This is a genomic window from Cupriavidus gilardii, assembly GCF_008801915.1.
In the GTDB taxonomy this organism is placed as follows: Bacteria; Pseudomonadota; Gammaproteobacteria; order Burkholderiales; family Burkholderiaceae; genus Cupriavidus; species Cupriavidus gilardii.
Genome location: NZ_VZOV01000001.1, coordinates 178,069 through 202,857, shown reverse-complemented (window position 1 = coordinate 202,857; position 24,789 = coordinate 178,069). Strand labels below are relative to the sequence as shown.

Annotated in this window: 22 protein-coding genes; 5 read left to right on the top strand and 17 right to left on the bottom strand. The window is 68.3% G+C overall.

Annotation, left to right across the window (positions count from 1 at the left end):
- Positions 1–31: 31 nt before the first annotated feature.
- The 5 genes from F7Q96_RS00815 to F7Q96_RS00795 form a co-directional block, all read right to left on the bottom strand.
- Positions 32–781 (bottom strand): sulfite exporter TauE/SafE family protein, encoded by a 750-nt coding sequence (locus F7Q96_RS00815; protein ID WP_053824169.1) that lies wholly within the window; start codon positions 779–781, stop codon positions 32–34.
- 133 nt (positions 782–914) lie between these two features.
- Complete coding sequence (locus F7Q96_RS00810) at positions 915–2,117, bottom strand: aminotransferase-like domain-containing protein (protein ID WP_390885711.1); 1,203 nt, start codon at positions 2,115–2,117, stop codon at positions 915–917.
- 34 nt (positions 2,118–2,151) lie between these two features.
- Positions 2,152–3,579, bottom strand: coding sequence for an FAD-binding oxidoreductase (locus F7Q96_RS00805; protein ID WP_053824170.1), 1,428 nt, complete (start codon positions 3,577–3,579; stop codon positions 2,152–2,154).
- A 10-nt stretch (positions 3,580–3,589) separates the two neighbouring features.
- Positions 3,590–4,609: a DUF1338 domain-containing protein gene (locus tag F7Q96_RS00800; RefSeq protein WP_053824171.1), complete on the bottom strand. Its 1,020-nt coding sequence runs from the start codon at positions 4,607–4,609 to the stop codon at positions 3,590–3,592.
- An 82-nt stretch (positions 4,610–4,691) separates the two neighbouring features.
- Positions 4,692–5,693: a Bug family tripartite tricarboxylate transporter substrate binding protein gene (locus F7Q96_RS00795; protein ID WP_053824172.1), complete on the bottom strand. Its 1,002-nt coding sequence runs from the start codon at positions 5,691–5,693 to the stop codon at positions 4,692–4,694.
- Between the two features lie 181 nt (positions 5,694–5,874).
- Between F7Q96_RS00795 and F7Q96_RS00790 the strand changes: the two genes are divergently transcribed.
- On the top strand, positions 5,875–6,789 hold the full coding sequence (locus tag F7Q96_RS00790; RefSeq protein ID WP_053824173.1) for a LysR substrate-binding domain-containing protein: 915 nt from the start codon (positions 5,875–5,877) through the stop codon (positions 6,787–6,789).
- Between the two features lie 120 nt (positions 6,790–6,909).
- Here F7Q96_RS00790 and F7Q96_RS00785 read toward each other — a convergent pair whose 3' ends face one another.
- The 3 genes from F7Q96_RS00785 to F7Q96_RS00780 form a co-directional block, all read right to left on the bottom strand.
- Complete coding sequence (locus F7Q96_RS00785) at positions 6,910–7,629, bottom strand: GntR family transcriptional regulator (RefSeq protein ID WP_053824674.1); 720 nt, start codon at positions 7,627–7,629, stop codon at positions 6,910–6,912.
- A gap of 66 nt (positions 7,630–7,695) precedes the next feature.
- A complete protein-coding gene (locus F7Q96_RS26735) occupies positions 7,696–7,842 on the bottom strand; it encodes a hypothetical protein (RefSeq protein WP_158507295.1) in 147 nt (48 codons plus the stop codon).
- Between the two features lie 17 nt (positions 7,843–7,859).
- Positions 7,860–8,834 (bottom strand): 2-dehydropantoate 2-reductase, encoded by a 975-nt coding sequence (locus F7Q96_RS00780; protein ID WP_151021908.1) that lies wholly within the window; start codon positions 8,832–8,834, stop codon positions 7,860–7,862.
- A gap of 360 nt (positions 8,835–9,194) precedes the next feature.
- Here F7Q96_RS00780 and F7Q96_RS00775 point away from each other — a divergent pair, with 360 nt between their 5' ends.
- The gene (locus F7Q96_RS00775; protein WP_082371787.1) at positions 9,195–10,811 is read left to right on the top strand and encodes a glucan biosynthesis protein; all 1,617 of its coding nucleotides are present in this window, start codon (positions 9,195–9,197) and stop codon (positions 10,809–10,811) included.
- 27 nt (positions 10,812–10,838) lie between these two features.
- Here F7Q96_RS00775 and F7Q96_RS00770 read toward each other — a convergent pair whose 3' ends face one another.
- Together F7Q96_RS00770 and F7Q96_RS00765 are read right to left on the bottom strand one after the other, a co-directional pair.
- The gene (locus F7Q96_RS00770; protein ID WP_151021906.1) at positions 10,839–12,908 is read right to left on the bottom strand and encodes a hypothetical protein; all 2,070 of its coding nucleotides are present in this window, start codon (positions 12,906–12,908) and stop codon (positions 10,839–10,841) included.
- Between the two features lie 93 nt (positions 12,909–13,001).
- Positions 13,002–14,261 (bottom strand): hypothetical protein, encoded by a 1,260-nt coding sequence (locus tag F7Q96_RS00765; RefSeq protein WP_144425970.1) that lies wholly within the window; start codon positions 14,259–14,261, stop codon positions 13,002–13,004.
- Between the two features lie 201 nt (positions 14,262–14,462).
- Here F7Q96_RS00765 and F7Q96_RS00760 point away from each other — a divergent pair, with 201 nt between their 5' ends.
- Entirely contained in the window at positions 14,463–14,858 is a 396-nt protein-coding gene (locus F7Q96_RS00760) for a hypothetical protein (RefSeq protein WP_064576941.1), read from the top strand.
- Between the two features lie 46 nt (positions 14,859–14,904).
- On the opposite strand, the gene F7Q96_RS00755 is transcribed toward F7Q96_RS00760, so the two are convergent.
- Complete coding sequence (locus F7Q96_RS00755; RefSeq protein ID WP_053824178.1) at positions 14,905–15,378, bottom strand: DUF2269 family protein; 474 nt, start codon at positions 15,376–15,378, stop codon at positions 14,905–14,907.
- Complete coding sequence (locus tag F7Q96_RS00750; RefSeq protein ID WP_053824179.1) at positions 15,366–16,700, bottom strand: SDR family oxidoreductase; 1,335 nt, start codon at positions 16,698–16,700, stop codon at positions 15,366–15,368. Before F7Q96_RS00750 ends, F7Q96_RS00755 begins: the two co-directional genes overlap by 13 nt.
- A gap of 51 nt (positions 16,701–16,751) precedes the next feature.
- Here F7Q96_RS00750 and F7Q96_RS00745 point away from each other — a divergent pair, with 51 nt between their 5' ends.
- Complete coding sequence (locus F7Q96_RS00745; RefSeq protein WP_053824180.1) at positions 16,752–17,270, top strand: hypothetical protein; 519 nt, start codon at positions 16,752–16,754, stop codon at positions 17,268–17,270.
- Positions 17,271–17,426: 156 nt separating this feature from the next.
- Here F7Q96_RS00745 and gdhA read toward each other — a convergent pair whose 3' ends face one another.
- The 5 genes from gdhA to F7Q96_RS00720 form a co-directional block, all read right to left on the bottom strand.
- Entirely contained in the window at positions 17,427–18,770 is a 1,344-nt protein-coding gene (gene gdhA / locus F7Q96_RS00740; protein ID WP_053824181.1) for an NADP-specific glutamate dehydrogenase, read from the bottom strand.
- 124 nt (positions 18,771–18,894) lie between these two features.
- A complete protein-coding gene (locus F7Q96_RS00735; protein ID WP_053824182.1) occupies positions 18,895–19,650 on the bottom strand; it encodes a DeoR/GlpR family DNA-binding transcription regulator in 756 nt (251 codons plus the stop codon).
- A 111-nt stretch (positions 19,651–19,761) separates the two neighbouring features.
- On the bottom strand, positions 19,762–21,225 hold the full coding sequence (gene phnY, locus F7Q96_RS00730) for a phosphonoacetaldehyde dehydrogenase (RefSeq protein WP_053824183.1): 1,464 nt from the start codon (positions 21,223–21,225) through the stop codon (positions 19,762–19,764).
- Between the two features lie 63 nt (positions 21,226–21,288).
- On the bottom strand, positions 21,289–22,578 hold the full coding sequence (gene phnA, locus F7Q96_RS00725) for a phosphonoacetate hydrolase (protein ID WP_053824184.1): 1,290 nt from the start codon (positions 22,576–22,578) through the stop codon (positions 21,289–21,291).
- Positions 22,579–22,658: 80 nt separating this feature from the next.
- Positions 22,659–23,393, bottom strand: coding sequence for a phosphonate utilization associated transcriptional regulator (locus F7Q96_RS00720; protein ID WP_151021904.1), 735 nt, complete (start codon positions 23,391–23,393; stop codon positions 22,659–22,661).
- A 326-nt stretch (positions 23,394–23,719) separates the two neighbouring features.
- Here F7Q96_RS00720 and F7Q96_RS00715 point away from each other — a divergent pair, with 326 nt between their 5' ends.
- Positions 23,720–24,739 (top strand): putative 2-aminoethylphosphonate ABC transporter substrate-binding protein, encoded by a 1,020-nt coding sequence (locus F7Q96_RS00715; protein WP_144425971.1) that lies wholly within the window; start codon positions 23,720–23,722, stop codon positions 24,737–24,739.
- The last annotated feature ends 50 nt before the right edge of the window (positions 24,740–24,789 follow it).

The window sequence follows — 24,789 nt, the reverse complement described above, 5'->3', positions numbered from 1 at the left end:
TGAGAGACGTACCGCGGGATCGTCGCGGCCGCTAGCCGATGCGGCCGAGCACGGTCGGCAGGCCCGACGACAGCATCATCACGCCCGACGCCGTCAGCAAGGTCAGTACGATCGCGCGGAAGCGCGCCTCGTCGATGCGGTGATAGACGCGCGCGCCGATCAGCGTCGGAATCAGCATCGCCGGCGCGACCACGGCAAACCGCGGCAGCATCTCGGCGGTGACGTTGCCCGCGATCAGGTAGACCAGCATCGTCACCATCAGGATGGTCAGGTTGAAGTTCTGGATGATGGCGCGCTGCCGATCCTTCTGATAGCCGCGCAACGTGCACCACAGCGTCGGCACGGTACCGCTGAAGCCGCCGATCGCGCTCATCACGCCGCCGACCAGGCCGGCACCGGCATCGCCGCTCCTGCCGCCCCAGCGCAGTGGCGGCAGCCGCCGCGCCATCAGCATGGCCGGGCACCACAGCACCAGGAAGGCACCGATCGCGGTCTTGAACGATGCCATGTCGAGATACGGCAGCAGCAGCATGCCGAGCGGAATGCCGGCCAGCCCGCCGGCGATGAAGGGCAGCAGCGCGGCGACATCGAAGCCGCGCCGCACGCGCACCGCCGCGATGATCTGCCCGGTCAGCGAGCCGAACACCGTCAGCGCGGCGGCCATGTGCGGCTCCAGCGTCCACGCCCACAGCGACATCGCGACCATGCCGAAGGCAAACCCGGACAGGCCCTGCACGAAGCCGGCGAGGGCGGCACCAACGGCAATGATCAGATATTCCATCGAAGAGTCGGGAAGGCGGACAGGAAAACAGGCCGGCAAGCGACAAGCGACAAGCGGCAAGCGGCAAGCGGCAAGCGGGCAGGCCGACGCAGGGCCTCGCGATCTTACCGGGGAATACGGCCGCCGGGGCCCTTCAGACCCGGGCCAATGCGCGCGCGAGGCGCCGGACGCCCTCGCCGATCTCCGCCACCGACGGCGTCGCGAACGACAGCCGCAGCGCGGGCGACGGCTGTCCCGTTGCCGCGTGGAAGGCCTTGCCAGGGACGAACAGCACGTTTTCCTCGATCGCTTCGCGCAGCAGTTCGGCGGAGTCGGTGCCGTCCGGCAGCGAGGCCCAGACGAACATGCCGCCACCTGGCCGCATATAGTCGATGCGGCCGCCGAGCTCGCGCTCGAGCGCCGACACCATGGCGTCGCGCTTGTCCCGGTAGACCTCGATGATGCGGGCGACCTGTCCGCGCAGATGGCCGGCGTCCAGATAGGCCGCCATCGCGCGCTGGATCCATGGCGGCGTGCACAGGTCCGAGGCCTGCTTGGCCAGCACCGCGCGCCGCACCACGTCGGGATGCGCGGCCATCCAGCCGATCCGCAGGCCCGGCGCCACCGTCTTCGACAGGCTGCCCAGATAGACGATGCGATCGCGCAGCGCGGGCTCGCCATTGGCCATCGCCAGCAGCGTGGCGGGCGGCGCGCCGTCGAACGCGAGACAGCCGTAGGGGTCGTCCTCGATCACCAGCAGCTCGTATTGCGCCGCGAGCCGCAGCACCGCCTGGCGCCGCCGCACCGACAAGGTCGCGCCGGTCGGATTGGCGAAGGTCGGCACCAGATAGATCAGCCGTGGCCGCTCGGCGGGCGCGCAGTCGCGCAGGCATTGCTCCAGCGCGTCCGTATCGATCCCTTCCGCATCGGCCGGCACCGGCACCAGCCGCGCACCGGCGAGGCGCAGCGCCTGGATCGCGGCCGGATAGGTCGGCGCCTCGACGATCACCGGCACGCCGGGCTCGACGAAGGCGCGGACCAGGAAGTCGAAGCCCTGCTGCGAGCCCGAGGTCACCAGGATCCGTTCGGCGGGCGTCGGCGCACCGGCCTGCCCCATCTGCCGGCTCAGCGCCTCGCGCAGTGCCGGCACGCCCTCGGTGGCGCCGTATTGCAGGCATTCGGCGGGATGGCCGGCCAGCGCCTCTGCCATGCATTGCCCGATCGCCGCGGTATCGAAAGTCGAGGCCGCCGGGTAGCCGCCGGCGAACGAAATCATGCCGGGGCGGGACAGGTACTGGAACAGTTCGCGGATCGGCGAGCCGGCCGGCTGCTGGAAAGCCGAGGCAAAGGGGAACATGGATGTGTCCTGGCTTGTCATTCGACCTGGCTCGTCATTCGCCGTTGCCGAGCCACAGGCGGCTCAGCGTGCGGCGCGGATCGAGCCGCGACTGCATCGCGCCGACGTGGTCGAGCACGGCGTCCGCGGTGAAATCGCGATAGAAGCGTTCGTTGTACGGACCGATGCCGTGTTCCGCGCTGAAGCTGCCTTCGAAGCGCTCGACGGTCAGCCGGTACAACTCGGCCCGGACCTCGCCCGCCACCGCCTCGTCGAAGGCCGGCGCATCCTGCAGCGGCCAGACCATGTTCAGGTGCACGCCGCCGTCGCCGAGGTGGCCGAAGTCGTAGATCCGCAGCCACGGCCAGCGCGCGGCGATCAATGCGCGCGCCTCGGCGCGGAACGCGGGGAAACGCGAGCGCGGCACCGACAGGTCCAGCGCGATGATCTTGCCTTCGTGGCGGATCGACTCGGTGATCGAATGGCGCAGACGCCAGAGCGCCTCGGGCTTGCCGACCACCGCGTTGCCGATCAGCGTGCCGTAGTGGCGCTCCAGGAAGTCCATCAGCAGCGCCTCGAGATCGAGCCCGCCGGCGCGGCTCGGCATCGTCGACGACAGCTCGACCAGCATCGCGTAGTCGGCCCCATCCAGCTCGGCGAACGGGTCCTCGACATCGTCCAGGTGGCGCACCACGGCCCGCGCCGCTTCGCGCGAGATGCCCTCGCACGAGGACAGGAAATCGCCCAGCTCGGCGTTCAACGCCAGCAGCAGCGCCTCGAGCTCGGCCACGCCGGTGGGGACCAGCAGCGCGGTGGCGGTCTGCGCCGGCAGCGGATAGACCCGCAGCGTCGCCGCGGTGACCACGCCGAAGGCGCCGCCGGTGCCGACGAACAGCTGCTTGAAGTCGAAGCCGACATTGTTCTTGCGCAGCGCCCGGTTCAGGTCGAGCAGCGCGCCTGCCGGCTCGGCCAGCACGGCCTCGACGCCCAGCAGGTTCTGCCGGACGTCGCCGTACTTCAGCAGCCGCGCGCCGCCGGTATTGGCGGCGATCATGCCGCCGATGGTCGGGTCGGCGCCGAGGTCCACCGGGAAGAACAGGCCGTATTGCGCGAGCCGCGTATTGAGCTCGCTGAGCAGCACGCCGGCGCCGACGGTCACCGACTGGTTCAGCGGGTCGACCGTGATGGCGCCCTTCAGGCGCGCGGTGCTCAGCACGATCTGCTCGCCGCCGGCATCGGGCGTCGACGCGCCGACCAGGCCGGTGTTCGCACCCTGGGGCACCAGCCGCACGCCGAAGCGCTGTGCGGCGGCCACCACCGCCTGCACCTGCTCGCGCGTGGCCGGCCGCACCACCGCCGCGGCGGTGCCGGCGCCGTAGCGCGCGCCGGTTTCGTAGCCGGCGCGGTCGGTCGCATCGGTCAGCACGTCGAGGTCCGGATAGGCCTGCGACAGATACCCGATCAGCTCCTTGCTGGACGACATCTGCGCAGCCTCAGACCGTGGCCGCGGTCATCTTGAAGATGCCCTGCGCGTTGGAGGCATCGAAGCCCAGGTCCAGCTTGGTCTGGCTGCCGCCATCGGCGTAGCGGTCGCGCGTGATGAACTCGTAGAACGAGCCCGGCACCTCGCGCATCACGATCTCGCCCGCGGCGCCGACGAATTCGCGCATCACCGGATCGGCACGGAACGCGGTCTGCTTGACGCGGCCGCTGCCCGAGACCTCGACCTTCTCCTTGATCGGCCGGCCGAGCGCGCGCTGCTGGTCGCTCAGCGCAAACACGTCCTCGACGCGGTCGGTCGCATGGTTGAAGGCATTGCCCTCGGTGGCGATCCACGCCATCTCCGCCGATTCCTGCAGGATGCGCTGGTAGTCCTCGAGCCGCGGCGTGGCGTGATGGCGCTCGAAGCAGGCGGTGAGGTTGCGGATCACGTGGACGGCCTCGGCCAAAGGCAGCGTGCGGTCGCGGTCCAGCTTCCACAGCAGCGCGACCGTGTCCGGACGCAGCGGGTCGACCGAGGTCGAAACCACGCGGGTGACCGCCGCCTGCAGCTCCGAGCTGAAGCGCTCGGGGTGGAACTCGCTGACGAAGAACTGCGCGATGCCGTCCGGCGCGTCCTCGTGCGCGTAGGAGCGGCCGGTCATGCCGATGCGGTCCAGCGGATAGGTGCCGTTCAGGCGGTAACCCAGCGGCCGCAGGAAACGCGTGAAGGCGGCCTCGCCCGGAGGCAGCTGGCCATTGGCCCGCCACGCCACCGTGCGCAGCGCGCCATGGTCGAAATTGACCTTGCCGCCGGCCGCGGCGACATCCTCGGTGTACTCGCGGCCGGTCGGCACGCGGGTCAGGATGCCGTCGAACAGCACCACGTTCAGCGCGTGAGCGATTTCGGCACGGCTGGGCTGGCCGGCGGCACCGGCGGGCAGGCCCGCGGGCGTCTCGATCAGCGACAGCAGGTTGGCAGCCTTGGTCGCGCCCACGCAGGCGGATACCAGAGAGAGGATGTGGTCGGACATGGAGATCTTGCAGAGCAAAACGGGTGAAAAAAAACGGCCGGCCTGCGCTTCATGTCGCCGGCAGGCCGTGCGGGAATGGCGATCAGTCGATGGTCGCGCCGGATTGCTTCACGACCTCGCCCCACTTCTCGCGGTCGCGCTTGACCAGCTCGGCGAACTGGCCCGGCGTGTTGAAGGCGGGCTCGGCGCCGATATTGCGCATGCGGCCGAGGATCTTCGCGTCGTTCAGCGCGACCGCCAGATCCTTGGCGATCTTTTCGGCCACCGCCGGCGGCACGCCCTTCGGCGCGAACAGCCCGAACCACGGCGTCGCGTCGAAGCCCGGCACCGGACCGGCCGCGGCCACCGTGGGCACGTCCTGCAGCGCCGGCGAACGCTGCGCCGAGGTCACGGCCAGCGGCCGCAGCTTGCCGGCGCGGATGAATTCGAGCGAGGCGGGCAGGTTGTCGAACATCACGTCGACATTGCCGGCCATCATGTCGGAGATCGCCGGGCTGCTGCCCTTGTAGGGCACGTGGCTCATCTCGGTATGGGTCATGCGCTGGAACAGCTCGCCGGCCAGATGGGTCGAGGTACCGTTGCCGGCCGACGCCATGTTGACCTTCTTCGGATGGGCCTTCACGTAGGCGACGAAATCGGGCAGCGACATCACCTTCGAGCGCTCGGCGAACGACGGCGACATCACCAGCACATTCGGCACGCGGGCGACCAGCGACACCGGCGCGAAGTCGGCGACGTCGTAGGCCAGCTTGCGGTACAGCGTCGGATTGATGGCGAACTCGCCGACCGAGCCCATCAGCAGCGTGTAGCCGTCGGCCGGCGCCTTGGCCGCCAGGCTGGTGCCGACGATGCCGCCGGCGCCGGGACGGTTGTCGACGATGACCGGCTGGCCCCAGACCTTCGACAATTGATCGCCGATCAGCCGGGTTACCATATCGGTCGTCCCGCCCGGCGGGTACGGCACGACGATGCGGACGGCCTTGTTCGGAAAGTCCTGCGCCTGCGCAACGGCTGCGCTCGTCGGCACGGCCAGCGCGACTGCCGCGATGGCGGTCAGCATGCGGGACGGATTGATCGGTGTCATGCGGTCTCCTCCGGGGGCTCTTGCTGTGTTGGTATTGGCTTTGGTATTTGCTACGGCGCCGATTCTTTCTCATCGCCGAACCGTGCTCAAGCGAGAAATTTGCCGGGGCTGATGAGAAAAACGCATCAACTTCTGCACCGACCTCCCAACCACGTCCAAACACGTCACAACCATCGCGCCAATGGCTTTTCGCGTCCCCAGCCTGTCCAGTCTTCGCGCCTTCGAGGCCGCCGCCGCCCATCTTAATTTGCGCCGCGCGGCGGCCGATCTCTACGTCACCGAGAGCGCGGTGTCGCGGCAGATCGCCACGCTGGAAAGCCAGCTCGGCGTGCAGCTGTTCCATCGGGTCAACCAGCGGCTGACGTTGACGCCGGCCGGCAAGCTGTACAGCCGGCAGGTCCGCGAGACGCTGCGCAAGCTGCAGCGCGATACGCTGGACATCATGGCGCACGAGGGCAGCGGCGGCATCGTCGAGCTGGCCTGCCTGCCGACGCTGGCGGTCGAATGGCTGATCCCGCGGCTGCCCGAGTTCTATGCACGCCATCCGCAGGTGGTGCTGAACCTGACCGCGCGCTCCGACGTGTTCCTGTTCGACGGCACGGATTTCGACGCCGCCATTCACTTCGGCGAACCGCACTATCCGGGCGCGCGCGCCGATCCGCTGTTTCCCGAAGAGTCGGTGCCGGTCTGCCATCCCGACTACTTCGGCGGCCGCAAGCGCATCCGTCCGGCCGATATCGCCGGGGCGGAGCTGCTGCATCTGTCGACGCGCCAGTTCGAATGGGAACAATGGATGCGCCTGGCGGGCGTGGAGGACGTCAATGCGATGCGCGGCACGCGCTACGACCATCACAGCATGGTGATCGCCGCCGCGCGGGCGAAACTGGGCATCGGGCTGGTGCCGCGCTTCCTGGTGGAGCGCTATCTGAACGAAGGGGAACTGGTGATGCCGGTGCCGCTGGCGATGCCGTCATCGGGCGGATACTACCTGGTCTATCCCGAGATGCAGCCGGTCAGCGATGCGATGTCGCGGGTGCGGGAATGGCTGCTGGAGTCGGCCTCGGAATTCGTGCGGGCGACGCAGGCGCGGGCGTGATGCGGGTGCGGCCATGATGCGGCGGGGACAGGATGCCGCGGAGACATGATTCAGGCGGCGACATGAAAAAAGGCCGGCGAGCCGGCCTTCGATGCTTGTGGGGCATGCCGCGGACAGCCGTCAGTCGAGAAAATCGCAGTTCTTCTCGACGTAGTCCGCCAGGTCAAGCGAATGCTGGCGCACCAGTCGTTCCGCCAGCTCGGTATCGCGCCGCTCCAGCGCCTCGATGATGCGCAGATGGTCGACGATCGAGCGCGCGGCGCGGTCGCTCTGCGAAATCGTCATCTTCCGGATCGCGCGGACGTGGATGAAGATGTTCTTGATCGTGTCCATGATGATCTGCGACTTCGACAGCTGCACGATCGCCTGATGGAACGCGATATTGGCGTCCGAATATTCCTCGATATGCTCGGCCGGCGTGGTATCGCGGAAGTTGTCGAACATATGCCGCAGCCGCGAGATTTCCTCGTCGGTCGCATGCAGCGTCGCCAGTCGCGCGGCCATGCTTTCCAGCGCGGCCCACATCTGGATCATCTCGACGATCTCGCGCTTGGTCTTGCGCATGATGTAGATGCCGCGGCGCGGCACCGTGCGCAGGAAACCTTCCTGCTCCAGCAGCGTCATCGCCTCGCGGATCGGCGTGCGGCTGACGCCGAGCGCCTCGCTGAGAACGCGCTCGTCCAGCCGGATCTCTTCGCGCGACTGGTAGATGTCGGCGTCGGCGATCGCCTGCCGCAGCATCGCGTAGGCCTGGTCGCGCAGGCTCGCGCCGGCATTGATCGGCTGCAGGGACAGCGCCAGGCCCGGGGGAGGCGCATCTGAGGCAGTGGCGGAAGACATCTCGGCTTGACGTTGCGCGGGTTGCACGGACATGGGATCGCTCTTTCGATTTTTGTATATGGTATATCAGAACGCGTGCACCGCCACTTCGATATGGTGCCATGGGTTTGGCGTGACGCCTGCCGTGGCGGCGACGCAACCGACCCGTTGCGCCGCCCCGGCCATGGTCACCGGCATGGCGGTCACCACGGCCAGCGCCATGGTGGCCGCCATGGCGGGCCCCGCCGCGCTCACGCCGCCTGCGCCATCCGCTCGCGCTGCTTGATCAGCGACAGCACGGCGTCGATCATCGGCGTCGGCTGGCCGACCAGCCGGCCCATCTCCTGCACCACGGTCAACAGCGGGTCGATTTCCATCGCCCTGCCCGCCTCCAGGTCCTGCAGCATCGACGTCTTGTGCGCGCCGACGGCGCCCGCGCCGTCGATCCGCCGTTCGACATCGACGCGGAAATGGACGCCGAAACGCTCGGCAATCGACTTGGCCTCCAGCATCATCTGGCGCGACAAGGCGCGCGTGCCTGGGTCGGAGGTGATGATGTCCAGCGTCGCATGGGTCAGCGCGCTGATCGGGTTGAAGCACAGATTGCCCCACAGCTTGAGCCAGATCTCGTTGCGGATATCCTCGCGCACCGGCGCCTCCAGGTCGGCGGCGATCATCGCCTCGCTGAGCCGCAGCACCCGTTCCGAGCGCGAGCCGTCAGGCTCGCCGAGCGGAAACTTCTTGCCGTAGACGTGGCGGATCACGCCCGGCGCGGCGATCTCCGCGGCGGGATACAGCACGCAGCCGATCGCCCGCTCGGGGCCGAAGCCGCTCCATTGCCGGCCGCCCGGATCGACGCTCTGCAGCGTGGTGCCGGCCAGTTCGCCGCCGTGCCGATAGAAATACCAATAGGGAATGCCGTTGACACCGGTGACGATCGCGGTATTCGGCCCCAGCAGCGGCTGCATCAGGTCGACGACGCCCGGCACCGAATGCGCCTTCAGCGTGATGAACACATAGTCCTGCTCGCCCAGCTGACGCGGATCGGACGTGCACCGCACCTTCTGCATCCGCTCCTCGCCGTCGATCAGCAGCTTGACGCCGTTCGCCTGCATCGCCGCCAGATGCGGCCCGCGCGCGACAAAACTGACGTCGACGCCCGCCCTGGCCAGTTGCGCGCCGATGTAGCCGCCGATGGCGCCGGCGCCGTAGATACATACCTTCATGATGGCTGTCTCCCGTGCTTTTTTGGTGAATTGGTATATCACATACTATATTTCACAAGCGCGGAATCACAACCTCTATTTGCGTTCGGGGCAAGTCCGAGCAAAGGTTCAGCGGGGTCCAGGCAGCCTCGCAACCAGCGTCCGGCAAGGTCTCAGCCCGGTCTCAGCGGCGTCTCGTCTGCTCCTTGTCCGCGTCCGTTGCGCATCTCTTCAAGTGCCGAGTGCGCCGGAACCATGCGGTACCATGCTGCGTTCTGTCGTGCCCGCGGCGTCCGCTTCCCCACGGAGCGGTCGAACTTTTTGCGCCAGCGGGCGTCTTTTCTGCAACTTCATTGAAGGCGCCAGACGCCGAATCACCGCATGCCGAAAATGAACCGACGGACCGTGCTGGTCTCCGCCGCTGCCACTGCTGCGCTCGCGGCACTGGGCATTCCCGCTTCCGCGCTGGCCGCCGGCCGCATCAAGCTGGCCAAGGGCCAACCGTTCACCCATGAGGGCCTGGTCGAACTGGCCCGCACCATGGCGAGCCGGCCGTACGTCGCGCCGCCCTCGCCGCCCGCCGACATCCTGGCCAGGATCGACTACGAGGAACACGGCAAGATCCGCTATCGCACCGACGATGCGCTGTTCGCCGATGGCCCGGGCCAGTTCCCGGTGACGTTCTTCCACCTGGGCACCTTCTTCCGCGTGCCGGTACGGATGCATCTGGTCGAGACCAGTGGAGGGGCCGCGGGCACTGCGCGCGAGATCGTCTACGACGAGTCGTATTTCGACATGCCGGCCAACAGCCCGGCGCGAAAGCTGCCGCGCGGCAGCGGCTTCGCCGGCTTCCGCTTCCAGGAGAGCCGGCTCGGCGACCAGAAGAAGCTCGACTGGCGCAAGAACGACTGGGTCGCCTTCCTCGGCGCCTCGTACTTCCGCGCGATCGGGGAGCTCTATCAGTACGGCCTGTCGGCGCGCGGCATCGCGGTCGATGTCGCCCAGCCGGACAAGCCCGAGGAATTCCCGTCCTTCACCCATTTCTATTTCGAGGCGCCGCGCGACGGCAGCGATACCGTCACCGTGCACGCGCTGCTCGATGGGCCAAGCGTCACCGGCGCCTACCGCTTCACGATGCAACGCGCCAAGGGCGTGGTGATGGATGTCGATTGCGCGCTGTTCCTGCGCAAGGACGTCGGCCGGCTGGGACTGGCGCCGCTGACCTCGATGTTCTGGTACTCGGAGTCGGTCAAGCGCACCGGCGTCGACTGGCGGCCCGAGGTGCACGACTCCGACGGGCTGGCGATGTGGACCGGCGCGGGGGAGCGCATCTGGCGTCCGTTGAACAACCCGCCGCGCACCATCGCGTCCGCGTTCGGCGACGACAACCCGCGCGGCTTCGGTCTGCTGCAACGCGACCGCAATTTCGACCACTACCAGGACGGCGTCTTCTACGAGCGCCGGCCCAGCCTGTGGGTCGAGCCGCGCGAAGGCTGGGGCGCGGGCACCGTGCAGCTGGTCGAGATCCCGACCGATGACGAGATTCACGACAATATCGTCGCGATGTGGGTGCCGAAGGCGCCGGCCAAGGCTGGCAACGCCTATCGCCTGCGCTACCGCCTGCACTGGCTGGCCGACGAGCCCTACCCGACGCCGCTGGCCCGCTGCGTGGCCACGCGCATGGGCAACGGCGGCCAGCCCGGCCAGCCGCGCCCGGCGGGCGTACGCAAGTTCATGGTCGAGTTCAAGGGCGCGCCGCTCGAGGGCCTGCCGTTCGGCACCAAGCCCGAGGCCGTGCTGTGGGCCTCGCGCGGCAAGTTCTCGTACATCTTCACCGAGGCCGTGCCCAACGGCGTGCCGGGCCACTGGCGCGCGCAGTTCGACCTGACCGTCGATGGCGACGAGCCGGTCGACATGCGGCTGTTCCTTCGTCTGAACGGCAAGCCGCTGTCGGAGACCTGGCTGTATCAGTACCACCCGTTCCGCACGAACGCCTGATCAGCCGTGCCGGCCGGCCCGGCCGCGTCACTGCACGCGAACGGGCGAGGGCTCGGCCGGCATCGGCATTGCCGGCGCCGCGACCAACGGGGTCCGCTCCGTCGCCTCGGTGGCGGGCACCATCGCCGGCACCATTGCCGGCACCATCGGGGGCATGACGGTGGTCGGCACTGGCGCGCGCCGTGCCGCGTCGGCCCCGCCCAGCCCCAGCCAGCGGCGCAGGCCGGCAGGCAGTTTCCCACCCAGATACGCGAAGACGCCGCTGCGGCGCTGGTACTCCAGCCGCATCGGCGTCTTGCCTTCGATGAAGTCCTGGAACAGCTGCCGCAGCAGCGCGAGCACCGCGTCGTCGCTGCGCACGCTCATGCCGTCGATCATCTTTCTCAGTGCCGCCTCTTCGGTGGCAGAGGCGCAGCACCGCGTCCTTTCAATCAGGGTACGGCGGTCATCGGCGTAGACGGCGTCGAGCCGCACCGACGAGCGCAGCTCCAGTGCCTGCATCAGGGCGCGGTCCATCTCGAGCGCGGCCAGGATCTCCCACAGTGCGCCTCTGGCGACCGGCTGCTCGTGATCGAGCAAGGTGTGCAGCAGCACGTCGATGGCCAGCAGGCGGTTGCCGCGCAGGTCTTCCACGGTGGGGTTACGCCCGGCATCGGCGAATTGCTGCGCCTGCGCGCGAGCCTGTCGATCTCGCGCCGATTCCGCGCGGCCAAGGCACCGGTCCCGATAGAGGCGTACACAGGCAACCAGCAGCCACGCGGTACCCGCCAGCAGCGCGACGGCGCCGACGATGATGCCGACCGGTGGTATCAGCGCGAATACCGTCGTGGCCACGATCGCGGCGACACCGATGCCGACGGACACCGCACCGTATATCGTGCGGACCCTGGCCCACCAGACCTTGCTCCGCTCCGCCGCTTCGATGGCCTGGAACGCCTGCTCGCGGTGATGCATCAGGATGTCGATCAGTTCGTTGGCGCGCTCGATGTCCGCCCGTCTGGCGAGTTCCGCCTGTCGCGCTTGCTGCGAACGTTGCCCTCGTTGCGCCGGCTCCGCCGATTCGCTGCGCGCCGCTTCGTAAAAGGCATCGGCGATGGCGGCCGTGCGCTGCAGTCGATGGTCCGGCGTCAGCCATTCCGACGCGCGCGCACGGGCTGCGCGGAGATCGTCGAGCCGGCGCGCGGACTGATACCAGCTCAGCAACCCGGCGGCCATCTGCAGCACACCCATCGCCACGCTGAACACGCCACCGGCGATGCCGACCGCCGCCATGTCCACGCCCGGAACGCCGGCCCTTCCGATCGCCGAGGCAACGGTGCATCCGCTGCCGCCCAACTGAATGACGACGTCACGCGCGGCGGCCACGCCCATCGTCCGGATATTGTCATCCGCCTGCCCCAGTTCGTTGGCCGCCTGCTCGTACAGGGCGTAGTGCTCGAGGTCGTTGTTCAGGTCCAGCGCCTGCTTCTCGAGCCCGATCCTGGCGTCCCGCAGTTCGAGCGCGATATCGGCCAGCATCCTCGGCGAACCGCCGGCATCTGGCACATGCCGGGCCGGCGGCAACAACAGATTGCCGCCTTCGCCGGCCGGCAAACCCCGCAAAGGCGCTTGCAATTCCCGCTGCCTGGCCAGCAGCCAACCTATCCGGCCCTGCCGCACGGCATCGGCCTGGACGAACCGGGCATGACCCTGTGCGTATTGCCGTTGGCGTTCGTTCAGCTCCGCCTTCTTCCAGCCCGCCTTCCATGTCAGGTGGAACACCCCAGCCGCTTCGACGACGGCGAAGACGGCGCCGGCAACGCCGGCCTCGCTGGTCGCCGGCACGACGGACGTGATGGAAAGCGTGTCGATTTTCCCGGTGACGAACGCGCCGACCTGCAGCCCGGCTCTTCCCGTCGTCGCGCCTCCCCACACCGCGTACGTGACCTCGTTGAGCAGGTGCCATTCCCTCGACCGGGACAGCCTGGCGTGCGTCGCGAACGCCGGAGGCCATTGCCGGCCGGAACCGCTGGCCATCGATTCCCGATTTCCGGCGACGTGTTCCAGGCGCGGAGGCGATGCCTCATGTAGAACCGAACCATACGCGTTGATCGGCATGGTTTCCTCCAGTGATCTGCGGTGCTTCAGGGAAGGCGCATGTCCGGACCGTGTTGGCCGCCGCGTCGGCAACCTCGCGCGCGGACTGGCGGACTAGACCATATGGGCAGGCAATCGATCGGCCTGCGGTACGGCCCTGGCCTGGACGCCGGTCCAGGCGCGCAGCCGCGAGGCCGACGGCCCGGCGCCAGGCACGGATAGCGGCAGACAGGCGAGCTCTTCGTCGCCGCAGGCAGCCATATGGAGGTCCGATCCCGCTGCGCGCAACCGGCCGAGCCGGGACAGCAAATCGATCAGCAGGTCCGTCGGATCGCCGATCGTGAAGGCGGCGTCGAAGTCGTTGCCGAGATGGCTCAGCGCCTGACGTAGCCCGCGCAGCGCGACATAGTCCTCGCCGCGCAGATCGGGCGGCATGGCCCGATAGATCGTTTCCCACCGCCGGACCGATCCGGGCACGTCGGCGGGATTGATTCTCTGCGCCAGCTGCGCAAGAACGCGCGATCTGGCGAAGCGGATCTCGTCGTTGCCTGGCAGCAACCGAACGGCAAAGTCGGTCAGCATGTCGAGAGACGCGGTGTCGTCATGCGGTATCCAGCGGGCGAAATGGCGCATCAACTCGAGGGCCCACGATTCGGAGTGTTCTCGCGCCCGCTCGAGCGCCGCGACGATCAGGTACCGCCTGTTCTCCGGGGACATCGCGCCCGCCATCGACACGATCGCTTTCATGGCCCACTCCCGTACCGAAGGCGGCTGCATGGCCAGCACGTCGGTGGTCGACCGGACCTGAGCGGGCCGCCGCATGCCGGCGATACGCCGGGCGATGGCATCTTCGTCCTGGTATTGCCGCATCGTCGAGATGGTGTTGCACGCGAGATGAAAGGACCGGCATGTGGCGGACAGCGGCGATCCACTGAACGCGAAATGCCGGTCGCAAGCCGGCACCTTCGCCAGCACCTCGCACAGCAACTCAAAGGGAAGATCGAGCAACAGAGACCGCGAGGCACGCTGCGCTGCCTGCGGCGGCGGGTCCGCCGCGGCCGGTCGGATGCCGCCACCGGCACGACACGGCTTGTCCGGACCCGCACGCAGTTCCGAACTGGCGCACCGCTTCATCGCATTCGGCGAATTGCGCCGCAGAAGGGACACGACCGCATGCCATGCGCCCGACACGCGGTCTGCCGACGACCGCGATGGAAACGGTCTGGCCGGCGAAGGGTGACATCGCAGGCGGACGGCGCTGCCGCCGGCCTGCACCGCCCTCGTCGCAGCGCTGCCCAGGGGAACGGTGTCCGCCTCGCGCGGCGGCCGGTGGTCAACGACGGCGGGCGAAATGGCGGTAGGCGTGCCGGTCATGATGGCTCCTGACGAAGGGATCGATCGGACCGCCAGGCCCTGGCGGTGCCAGTACCGGGTCGCTCGCCGATACTGTTCAGCAGTGTTGGTCGAAGTGTTAGCGAACTGTTAAGTTCGATTCGCAGGTTTTAGTTTTGAGTGGCCTACCTTGGCCCGCGTTGTGCTTGTCCATGTCGAGATCCCCCTGCGAGGAGAGAAATCATGCTGTTCCATCGACATGGTGTTTGCGCGGCGTTGCTGGCGCTGGGCACGGCATGGGCCGCCACCGCCGCCGCCCAGCCGGCGAATGTGCCGACCGAATCCGAACGCGGCAGCGGCAGCCAGATGTCGCGCCAGCCCAAGGCCGTGACCCAGCCGTCGACCCGCGAGGGCGAAGCGATCCGCTCGAATCCGGGCGGCCTCGGCAAGCTCGGCGATCCGCTGCCCAACCCGCCCGGCGGCAAGGACGAGCCGTCGCCACGCACCCAGGCCTCCGGCGCCGCGCCGTCGCCACCGCCCGCGCCGCTGAAGGGCCGCGAGCGCAAGGGCAGCGGCGGCGCGGCGATCGACCAGGCGCGCGAGCCCAGCACCGATCCGCGCGAAACCGGCGCGCGCTGACGCCAGCCGCGGGCGGCAGGCGCGGGGACGGCTTCGCCCGCGCGCTTCAGAACAGCGTGGCCGGCTTGGCGATCATCAGATAGAAGATCGCCAGGAAGCTGAACAGCGCCGGCACACCGAGCGCGAACCACCAGCGGAAGTACCGCCAGTAGGCCGGCGGCAACGGCGTGCGCGCGCCCGCCGCTGCCGCGGACACGGTGCGCATCCGCATCTGCAGCCAGACCACCGGCAGCCAGCAGGCGATGGCGACGACGTACAGCACGATCGATACGCGCAGCCACGCCAGCTCCCATGAAAAATTGGCGATGCGCATCAGCATGTAGCCCGTGACCGGCTGCAGGATTGCCGTGCTGGTGGTGAACAGCCAGTCGGCGATCACCACATGGCGCGAGGTCACCGCGACCGCGTGGCTGTCGCGCGTCAGCGAGGCGGCCAGCAGATAGAAGGCGCTGCCCACGCCGGTGCCGAACAGCAGCGTGCTGCCGACGACGTGGATCCATTTGACGATCATGTAGTCCATCGCTTGCGCTCCAGCGTACCCAGCAGCCACAGCACGGCCAGCATGGGCAGGTTCTTGGTCAGCGGGCCATAGGGATGCAGCCAGAACTCGGGCAGCCGCACGCTGATGATCACGGTGTAGCCGAGGATCAGCGCGGCCTGTGCGGCCCAGATCCACGGAAAGCGCCAACGCGCGGGGGCGAAGCACATCAGCCCGAACAGCAGGTCCAGGCCGGCCGCGCCGTACAGCGCCAACGGCCGCAGCGCCTGCGGTACGCCGGCGCGCGCCAGCAATGCGTAGCTGTCCTCGACCGGATAGAGCCCGAGCGACACGATGCCGGTGACGATCCAGACCAGCGCGACGGCGGTGCGCAGGATCGGCAATTGCCACCCGAGCACGGCCTGCGTGCGCGCGGCCTCGCGCCAACGCGCGGGCACGAAGTCGCGAACCGCACGCGGCGGACGGCCGAGCAGCCGATGCATCGGCCCCGGGTCGCCGGTATTGCCGCGCGCCAGCATCGCCAGCGCATCCTGGTTCAGCGGCAGCCCGGGCGCCAGCCGCGTCATCAGCGGCAGGCTGGCGCGGACCAGTGCGTCGGGCATCGGCACCACGCGCAGCCGGCCGGGCTGCCCAAGCGCGCTGCGCAATTGGCCGAGATAGTCGCGCAGGTTCAGCGCAGTCGGTCCGACCACAGGGATGCGGCCTTGCTGCCAATCCGGGCGCATTGCCGCCGCACCGCCCGGATTGCCGTCGGCCATCGTGGCCAGCCTTACGATCGTGGTCACCACATCGTCCAGATGGACCGGCTGCACGCGCTGCCTGCCGCCCCCGGGCAACGGCAGCAGCGGCATCGTCGCCAGCGTGCCGAACATCCGCGCGCTGACGCCGCCCGGCCCGTAGACCAGCGAGGGCTGCAGGATCGCCGCGGGCAGGCCAAGATCAGCGAGGTAATCGTCGGCGGCCTTCTTGCTCAGGTGGTAGGGCGTGGTGGCCTGCTCGTCCGCGCCCAGCGCGGAGATCTGGATCACCGCGCGGACGCCCGCGCGCGCGCAGGCGGCGAACAGCGCGATCGGCGCGCGCCGGTGCAACAGTTCGAAGGTCTGCTCGCCGCGCTCGGCGAAGATGCCGACCGCATTGACGACGACGTCGACGCCGTCGAGCAGCGGCAGCCATGCCTGCGCATCGGTCAGCGCGCCGAAATCGACGGCACGGAATTCGCATGAGCCGAGGTCGCGCGGGGCCTTCGCCGGGTCGCGCACGCCGCAGAGGACCCGGCAGCCGGCGCGTGCCAGCGCCGAGGCAATCGCGGCGCCGATAAAACCGCTGGCGCCGGTCAGCAGCACCGTGGGACGCGCGGTGCCGCCCGTCGCCGCATCCCGTTCCGAGGAACCGACATGAGCGCCATCCAGGATTTCGTCGGCCGGAGCCTCGCCTCCGGCACCAGCGCCAGCGTGCTGTCCACCATCGCCCTGGCCTGCGGCGGCCATTTCGATTGCCGCAACACGCTGGCGCCGGTCAATGCGGTCAGCCACTGGGTCTGGGGCGATCGCGCGATCCATGCCAATGGTCCGGCCTGGCGCTATACCGCGGTGGGATACGTGATCCATCATGCGATGTCGGTATTCTGGGCCGCGTTCTACGAAGCCTGGGTGGGCCGCTCGTCGCAGCCGCAGCGGCCCGCGGCGGCGATCCTGGCCGGGCTCGCGGTCGCGGCCGCCGCCTGCGTGGTCGACCTGCGCCTGACGCCGAAACGGCTGACGCCTGGCTTCGAGCGGCGCCTGTCGCCGTGGTCGCTGGCGCTGGTCTATGTCGCCTTCGGGCTCGCGCTGCCGCTGGTCACGCTATGCCGGCCGCGCCAGCGCCAAGATGCAAGAGCCATTCCGGCCGCGGGCGCCGAGGCCGACAGCGACTGACAAAAAAGAAAGCGGGCCCGAAGGCCCGCTGTGCGGTGCGGTATCGCGGCGCGCCGGCGGCGCGTTCTTACACGGGCTTGCAGAATTGCCACGCCACCAGCGGCGTCGCGGCAACGCCGGCAAGAAGCTACATCGCCCGCGCGACGGACCCGATCGTCAGATCACGCCCTGCGCCAGCATGGCGTCGGCGACCTTGACGAAGCCGGCGATATTGGCGCCTTCGACATAGTTGACATAGCCGTCGTCCTTGCGTCCGTGATGGATGCAGTTCTGATGGATGTCCTTCATGATGAAGTGCAGCTTGGCGTCGACCTCGGCGTGATGCCATGACAGGCGCATCGCGTTCTGCGACATCTCCAGGCCCGAAGTCGCGACGCCGCCGGCATTGCTGGCCTTGCCGGGCGCGTAGAGGATGCGCGCGGCCAGGAAATGGTCCACCGCCTCCAGCGTCGACGGCATGTTGGCGCCCTCGGCCACGCAGAACACGCCATTGGCCAGCAACCGCTTCGCATCCTCGCCGCCGAGCTCGTTCTGCGTCGCGCACGGCAGCGCGATGTCGGCCGGCACATGCCACGGCGTGCGGCCCGCCTCGAAGCGCAGGCCCTGGCGCTCGGCGAAGTCCGACAGACGGCCCCGCTCCTCGTTCTTGAACGCCATCAGCGCGGCCAGCTGCTCGTCGTTCATGCCTTCCGGATAGTGCAGCACGCCGCCCGAATCGGACACCGTCAGCACCTTGGCGCCCAGTTCGATCGCCTTCTGCGCCGCGTATTGCGCGACGTTGCCCGAGCCGGAGATCAGCACGCGCTGGCCGTCGAAGTCGCGGCCGGTCCGGTGCAGCATCTCCTGCGCGAAATAGACGGTGCCGTAGCCGGTCGCCTCGGGACGCATCAGGCTGCCGCCGAAGGCCAGGCCCTTGCCGGTGAAGACGCAGGCCGACTGGTTCGACAGCTTCTTCATCATGCCGGCCATGAAGCCGACCTCGCGGCCACCGACGCCGATGTCGCCGGCCGGGACATCGGTGTCCGTGCCGAGATGGCGATACAGCTCGGTCATCAGCGCCTGGCAGAAGCGCATCACCTCGCCGTCCGACTTGCCCTTGGGATCGAAATCCGAACCGCCCTTGCCGCCGCCCATCGGCAGTGTCGTCAGCGCATTCTTGAAGGTCTGCTCGAAGCCGAGGAACTTGAGCACCGACAGGTTGACGGTCGGGTGGAAGCGCATGCCGCCCTTGTAGGGCCCGATGGCCGAGCTGTGCTGCACGCGGAACGCCCTGTTGACCTGCACCTTGCCCTGGTCGTCGGTCCATGCCACACGGAACTGGATCACGCGCTCGGGTTCGACCAGCCGTTCCAGCAGGGCCTGGTCGGCGTAGCGCGGATTGCGCTCGACGAACGGCCACAGGGTCATCATCACTTCCTTGACCGCCTGCTGGAACTCGGGCTGGTCAGGATCGCGCCGGGCCACGCCGGCAAGGAAGGCTTCGAGGGTCGGAAGGCTCACGGCTGTCTCTGTCGATTTTCTTGAGTTGGAGCGCGACTTTAGCACCAAAATGGTGAATTTCGACAGTCAAAAGTGTTGTGACCCCGAGCGAAAAAATGCCGGACCGGGCGTTCCGGCCCGCGCTTCAGGCAATCAGCAGCGCCGGCCCGCGGCGCTTGAGCGCCTCGGCCAGCGGGGCCTCGGGGGCCATGTCGCTGATCAGATAGGCGGCCTTGTCGAAGTGCCTGACCTGCACGCCGGTATGGCGGCCGTACTTGGTATGGTCGGCCACCACGCATGGCACGCTGGCCGACAGCAGCATGCGGCCGCGCAGCTCGGCCGCGGGCCGCGAATACTCGCTGACCTCGCCGTCGTTGCTGATGCCGCCGATGCCGATGAAGGCGAAATCGGCGTGATAACGCGACAGCTGCTCGACGGTGTCCCAGCCGTTGGTGGCGTCCTCGTTGTCCTGCAGCTCGCCGCCCAGCACGACCACGCGGTTGCCGTTGCGGCGCCCGAGCAGCAGCGCGATCGAAAGGTCGTTGGTATAGACAAGCAGGTTGTGGTGGCCGAGCAGCGCCTGCGCGACCGCATGAGTGGTGGTCCCGTAGTCGATGATCACCGAGGCGCCGTCGGGCACCAGCTCGGCGGCGCGCACGCCGATCGCGCGCTTGCCTTCGGCATTGACGGCCGCCCGCGTCTGCGTATCGGCCTCGGCGCGGTTCGACGCCAGCGCCCCGCCGTGCGTCAGCACCAGCAGGCCGCGCGCGGCCAGCGCATTGAGGTCGCGGCGAACGGTCTCGCGCGACACGCCGAGCTCGGCGACCAGCTGGCCGATCTGCAGCGCGCCGCTGGCGGCCAGCTGGTCGAGGATGTATTTCTGCCGTTGTTCGGCCAGCACGGGGACTCCGGGGCTTGTGGAAGGTGCGGGAATTTTAGCCGAGCGTCATGACAGGACGGCGGGGCAACGCCGCACGCCGCTTGCCCGCTCCCCCGCCCCTCACCCCGACCCTCACCCCCACGGCATCGTGATCGACTTCAGATTGGTGAAGCTCTTGATCGCCTCCTGCACGCCTTCCTTGTAGCCGAGCCCCGAATCCTTGATGCCGCCGAACGGCGTCAGCTCGATGCGGTAGCCGGGCACCTCCCACAGATTGACCGTGCCGACATGCAGCTCGTTGGCAAAACGCGTGAAGTCCTCGATGCGGTTGGTGCAGATGCCCGAGGACAGGCCGAAGGCCGTGCCGTTGGAGATGCGGATCGCCTCGTCGATATCGCGGAAGGTGATGATCGGCGAGACCGGGCCGAAGGTCTCCTCGCGCACCAGCGTCATCGCGGGATCGACGCGATCGACCACTGTCGGCGCGTAGCGCGCGCCGTCGCGCTGGTTGCCGATCAGCAGCCGCGCGCCCTGCGCCACCGCCTCGTTGACGCGCGCCTCGAACAGCGCCGCGGCCTGGGCATCGATCACCGTGCCCATGTCGACGCCGCGGTCCATCGGGTCGCCGTATTTCCACGCCCGGGTCTTCTCGACCACCAGCTCGGTAAAGCGCGCGGCGACGGCCTGATGCACCAGCATGCGCTTGACGGCGGTACAGCGCTGGCCGGAGTTCTTGTACGAGCCCTGCACCGCGAGGTCGGAGGCGCGGTCGAGGTCGGCGTCGTCCATCACGATCAGCGGATCGTTGCCGCCGAGCTCCAGCACCACCCGCTTGTAGCCGGCCTTGGCGGCGATGTACTTGCCGATCGCCACGCCGCCGGTGAAGGTGATCAGGTCCACCGCCGGATGCGTGATCAGCTCGTCCGCGATCTCGGCCGGATCGCCGGTCAGCAACTGCAGCATCTGCGGCGGCAAGCCGGCCTCGACCAGCAGATCGGCCAGGTAGTACGCGGACAGCGGCACCTTCTCGGACGGCTTGAGCACCATCCGGTTGTTGGTGGCGATCGACGGCGCGACCTTGTGCGCGACCTGGTTCATCGGATGGTTGAACGGCGTGATCGCGGTGATCACGCCCAGCAGCGGCTCGCGCTGCGTCATCACGCGGCGCTTCTTGCCGTGCGGTGTCAGGTCGCACGAGAACATCTGCCCGTCGTCGCGCAGCGCCTCGTTGGCGGCGAAGTTCAGCACATCGGCGACGCGGCCGATCTCGTACAGCGAATCCTTCTTCGACAGACCCGACTCGAGCGTGATCAGGTCCGAGGCCGGCTCGGTGCGCTCGCGCAGCAGCGCGGCGGCGCGATCGAGGATCGCGGCGCGCTCGTAGCGGGTCAGCGTCGAGCGATAGGCGCGCGCCACCGCGTAGGCGCGCCGCACGTCCTCGACGGTCGCCTTCGGCACCGTGCCGACCAGCGTGCCGTCGTAGGGATTGCGCACTTCGATGACGCGGTCGCGCACGACCCGCTCGCCGTCGATACGCAGCGCTTCGGCGCGGAAATGCGGGCTGACCTGGGCGGCGGGAAACTGGGGGGCGTTCATGTTCGGGGCTCCGTGAGGTGCAGGCAAGGGTGACGCGATTCGGACCGGCCGGGCCGGGCCCGATCAATGCAGATGATTGAGCGCGACGTCGAAGATGTCGAAGTTGCGCAGCACCGCCTTGCCCGGAATGCCGGCAGTGGGGCGATTGAACAGCAGCGGCACGGTCTGCTCCGACACGCCGCCGTGGGAGCGCAGCGGCGCGTCCAGGCCGCTCAGGTCGTGGCGGCTGCGGCTGGTGCCGAGCACCACATGCTTGCCGCTGATCACCACCAGATCGCCGACGCGATCGGGCGGCAGCTCGAAGCGCGCGCACGCCTCGGCATTGTCGAGCACGGCCTCGACGCCCTCGATATCGCCGAGCTTCGCCTTCAACGCGGCGGCGTCGCCGGCCCCCGCATCGTCGGGCAGATAGACGGTCGCATACGAACCGAGCGCGCCGTGGTGCACGACATAGGGATCGGTGATCGGCAGGATCACGCGCGCGCCGCCCTGCTCCACGCCGCGGCCGAGCCAGGCATCGAGCCGGTCCTGCAGGAAAACCACGTTCGGAGCCTTGGTGTCGGCGTCGTGCTTGGCATTCATGCCGTGATCGGCGGTCAGCGCGACCACGCAGCCGAGCTCGTCGAGCCGGGCCAGATAGCGGTCCATCATCGCGTAGAAGGCGTTGGCGCCGTCCGACCCGGGGGCGAACTTGTGCTGGATATAGTCGGTCGTCGACAGATACATCAGGTCGGGACGCCGCGTCTGCATCAGCCGCACGCCGGCGGCGAACACGAATTCGGACAGCTCGGCGCTGTAGACGCTGGGCACCGGCATGCCGACCAGCTCCAGCACGTTGTCGATGCCGTTCTCTTCGACGCTGGCCTGGTCCGCCTTCTCCGACGAGAAGCAGATGCCGCGCAGCCCATGGCCCAGCAGCCGGCGCAGCTTGTCCTTGGCGGTGACCACCGCCACGCTGGCGCCCGCTTCGGCGAACGCCGCCAGGATGGTGCCGGCGCGCAGGTACTTCGGGTCGTTCATCATCACTTCCTCGCCGCGGCCGCCATTGGCCGTGCGATCGAAGAAGTAGTTGCCGCAGATGCCGTGCACCGACGGCGGCGCGCCGCAGACGATCGACAGGTTGTTCGGATTGGTGAAGGTCGGCACCACGCAGGCGCCGCGGAATGCCGCGCCCTCGGCCAGCAGCCGCTTCAGATACGGCGCGGTGCCGCTGGCGGCGGCCGCTTCCAGATAGTCGAACTCGCAGCCATCGACGCAGACCACCACCACGGGCTGCTGCATCCATCGGTAGGTGCGCTGGTTGACGGTCACGGTTGGCTTGCCGGGCGAGGAGTCGGAGCGAGGGGCGGGCATGTCGGTGGTCCTGGTCGGAAGGAAGCGCAAGGGTCGGACGGCGCCCGGCAGAGACCAGGCGCCGTCAGTCGATGATGAATTCAGGCGGGGCCTGCGAGCGTGTCGGGCGGCGCCGCCGTGCCGGCTCCGGCCTGGCCCTGCACCGCCGCGTGCAGCCGGGCGCGGCCGCGTTCGACGTGTTCGCGCATCAGCCGGCCGGCAAGCTCGGGATCGCGCGAAGCGATCGCCGAGACGATGTCGCGATGCTCCCGGGTCGAGGCCGGCATCGCGGTCGGCGCGGCGGACAGCGCCTCGCGGCGATACAGCGTCAATTCCTTGACCAGGCGTCGATAGGTCTCGAGCAGCTTGCCATTGCCGGCCAGCTCGACCATGCGATCGTGGAAGGCGAAGTTCAGCCGCGCATATTCGTCGAGGTCGCGCGCGGCGCTGGCGGCGCCCAGCGCCTCGATCATCGCGCGCAGCTCACGCAGCGCTTCGGGCGTGATGCACTGCGCCAGCTGCCGGCCGACGTATTCGTCCAGCACGGCCCGCAGCGCATAGATCTCGTCGGCTTCCTGCAGCGACACCGAGCGCACGAAGACGCCGCGGTTCTTTTCGGTACGCAGCAGCCCGGTTTGCTCGAGCGCGCGAAAGGCCTCGCGCACCGGGCCGCGCGACACATTGAGCTCGCTGGCCAGTTCGATCTCGTTGAGCTTGTCGCCAGGGGCAAGCTCGCCCGCGGTGATGCGCCGCTCCAGCTCGCGCTGCACCAGCGAGGTCAGCGACTGGCTCTGCAGGATCTCGATTTCGCTGGACAGCGGCGCTTGGCGGGACATGAACACTCCTGACTTACCGGGGATGGCGTTGCACGCGGCGCAGGGCCGTTTCAGCAGCCGGCCAGGGCCGGCTGGCATGCGTGCATTTGCTGGTTGCGATTAAAGCAAGCGGTTTGTATATTGTCAACAAACCAAGACGCCGACGAGCGCTGAAGCGGAGACAAAGCGCGGTTCCGTGCGGGCGTATGTCTTGCAAGTGTTGATGCACAAGGGTTTCACGGTGATTCGAGGTGGTGCACGACTTCGCGCGTCACTGCACACAATTCACCAAATTGACACAACTTGGCACATACAATGCCACAAGGAGCCCCACAATGAGAACCGCCATGACACTCGCCAAGCAAGCCCTCGCCGCCACGGCCGCCCTAGTTCTGAGCGGCGCCGCGTTCGCGCAGAAGACCACGCTGACCGTCTACACCGCCTGGGAAATCGAGACGCTGAAGCCCTACGCCGAGGGTTTCGCCAAGGTCGCGCCCGATATCGAACTGAAGTACGTGCGCGACTCGACCGGCGTGATCACCGCCAAGGCGCTGGCCGAAAAGGCCAACCCGCAGGCCGACGTGATCGCCGGCCTCGCCGCCTCGAGCCTGGAGCTGCTCAAGCAGGAAGGCATGCTGCAGCCCTATAGCCCGAAGGGTTTCGAACGGCTGACGCGCGACTACAGCGACAAAGCGACGCCGCCATCGTGGGTCGGACTCGACGTCTGGGGCGCGACGGTCTGCTTCAACACCATCGAAGCGAAGAAGCGCAACCTGCCCCGGCCCGAGACCTGGCGCGATCTGGCCAAGCCGATCTACAAGGGGATGATCGTGATGCCCAACCCGGTCTCCTCGGGCACCGGCTTTCTCGACGTGACCGCGTGGCTGCAGCTGTTCGGCGAGCAGGAAGGCTGGAAGTACATGGATGCGCTGCACGAGAACATTGCCCAGTACACCCATTCCGGCTCGAAGCCGTGCAAGCAGGCCGGCGCCGGCGAATTCCCGATCGGCATCTCGTTCGAGTTGCGCGCGCACAAGACCAAGGCCGCCGGCGCGCCGATCGACATCATCTTCCCGCGCGAAGGACTGGGCTACGACATCGAGGCCGCGGCTATCGTCAAGGGCACCAGAAAGCAGGAGGCCGCGCAGCGCTATCTGGACTGGCTGGCCAGCAAGGAAGCCAACGAGCTGTTCGCGCGCGACTGGGCGATCGTGGCCTACCCCGGCGTGGCCCGCAAGATCGACACGATTCCGGCCGGCTACGAAAAGATGCTGGTCAAGAACGACTTCGGCTACATCGCGAAGCACCGCGAGCGCGTGCTGACCGAATGGCAGAAGCGCTACAGCGCCAAGGCCGAGAAACAGTAGGACGCCGCACTCTCGACAGCTCGCCGCGGCCGCCAGGCGCGCCGCCCTCG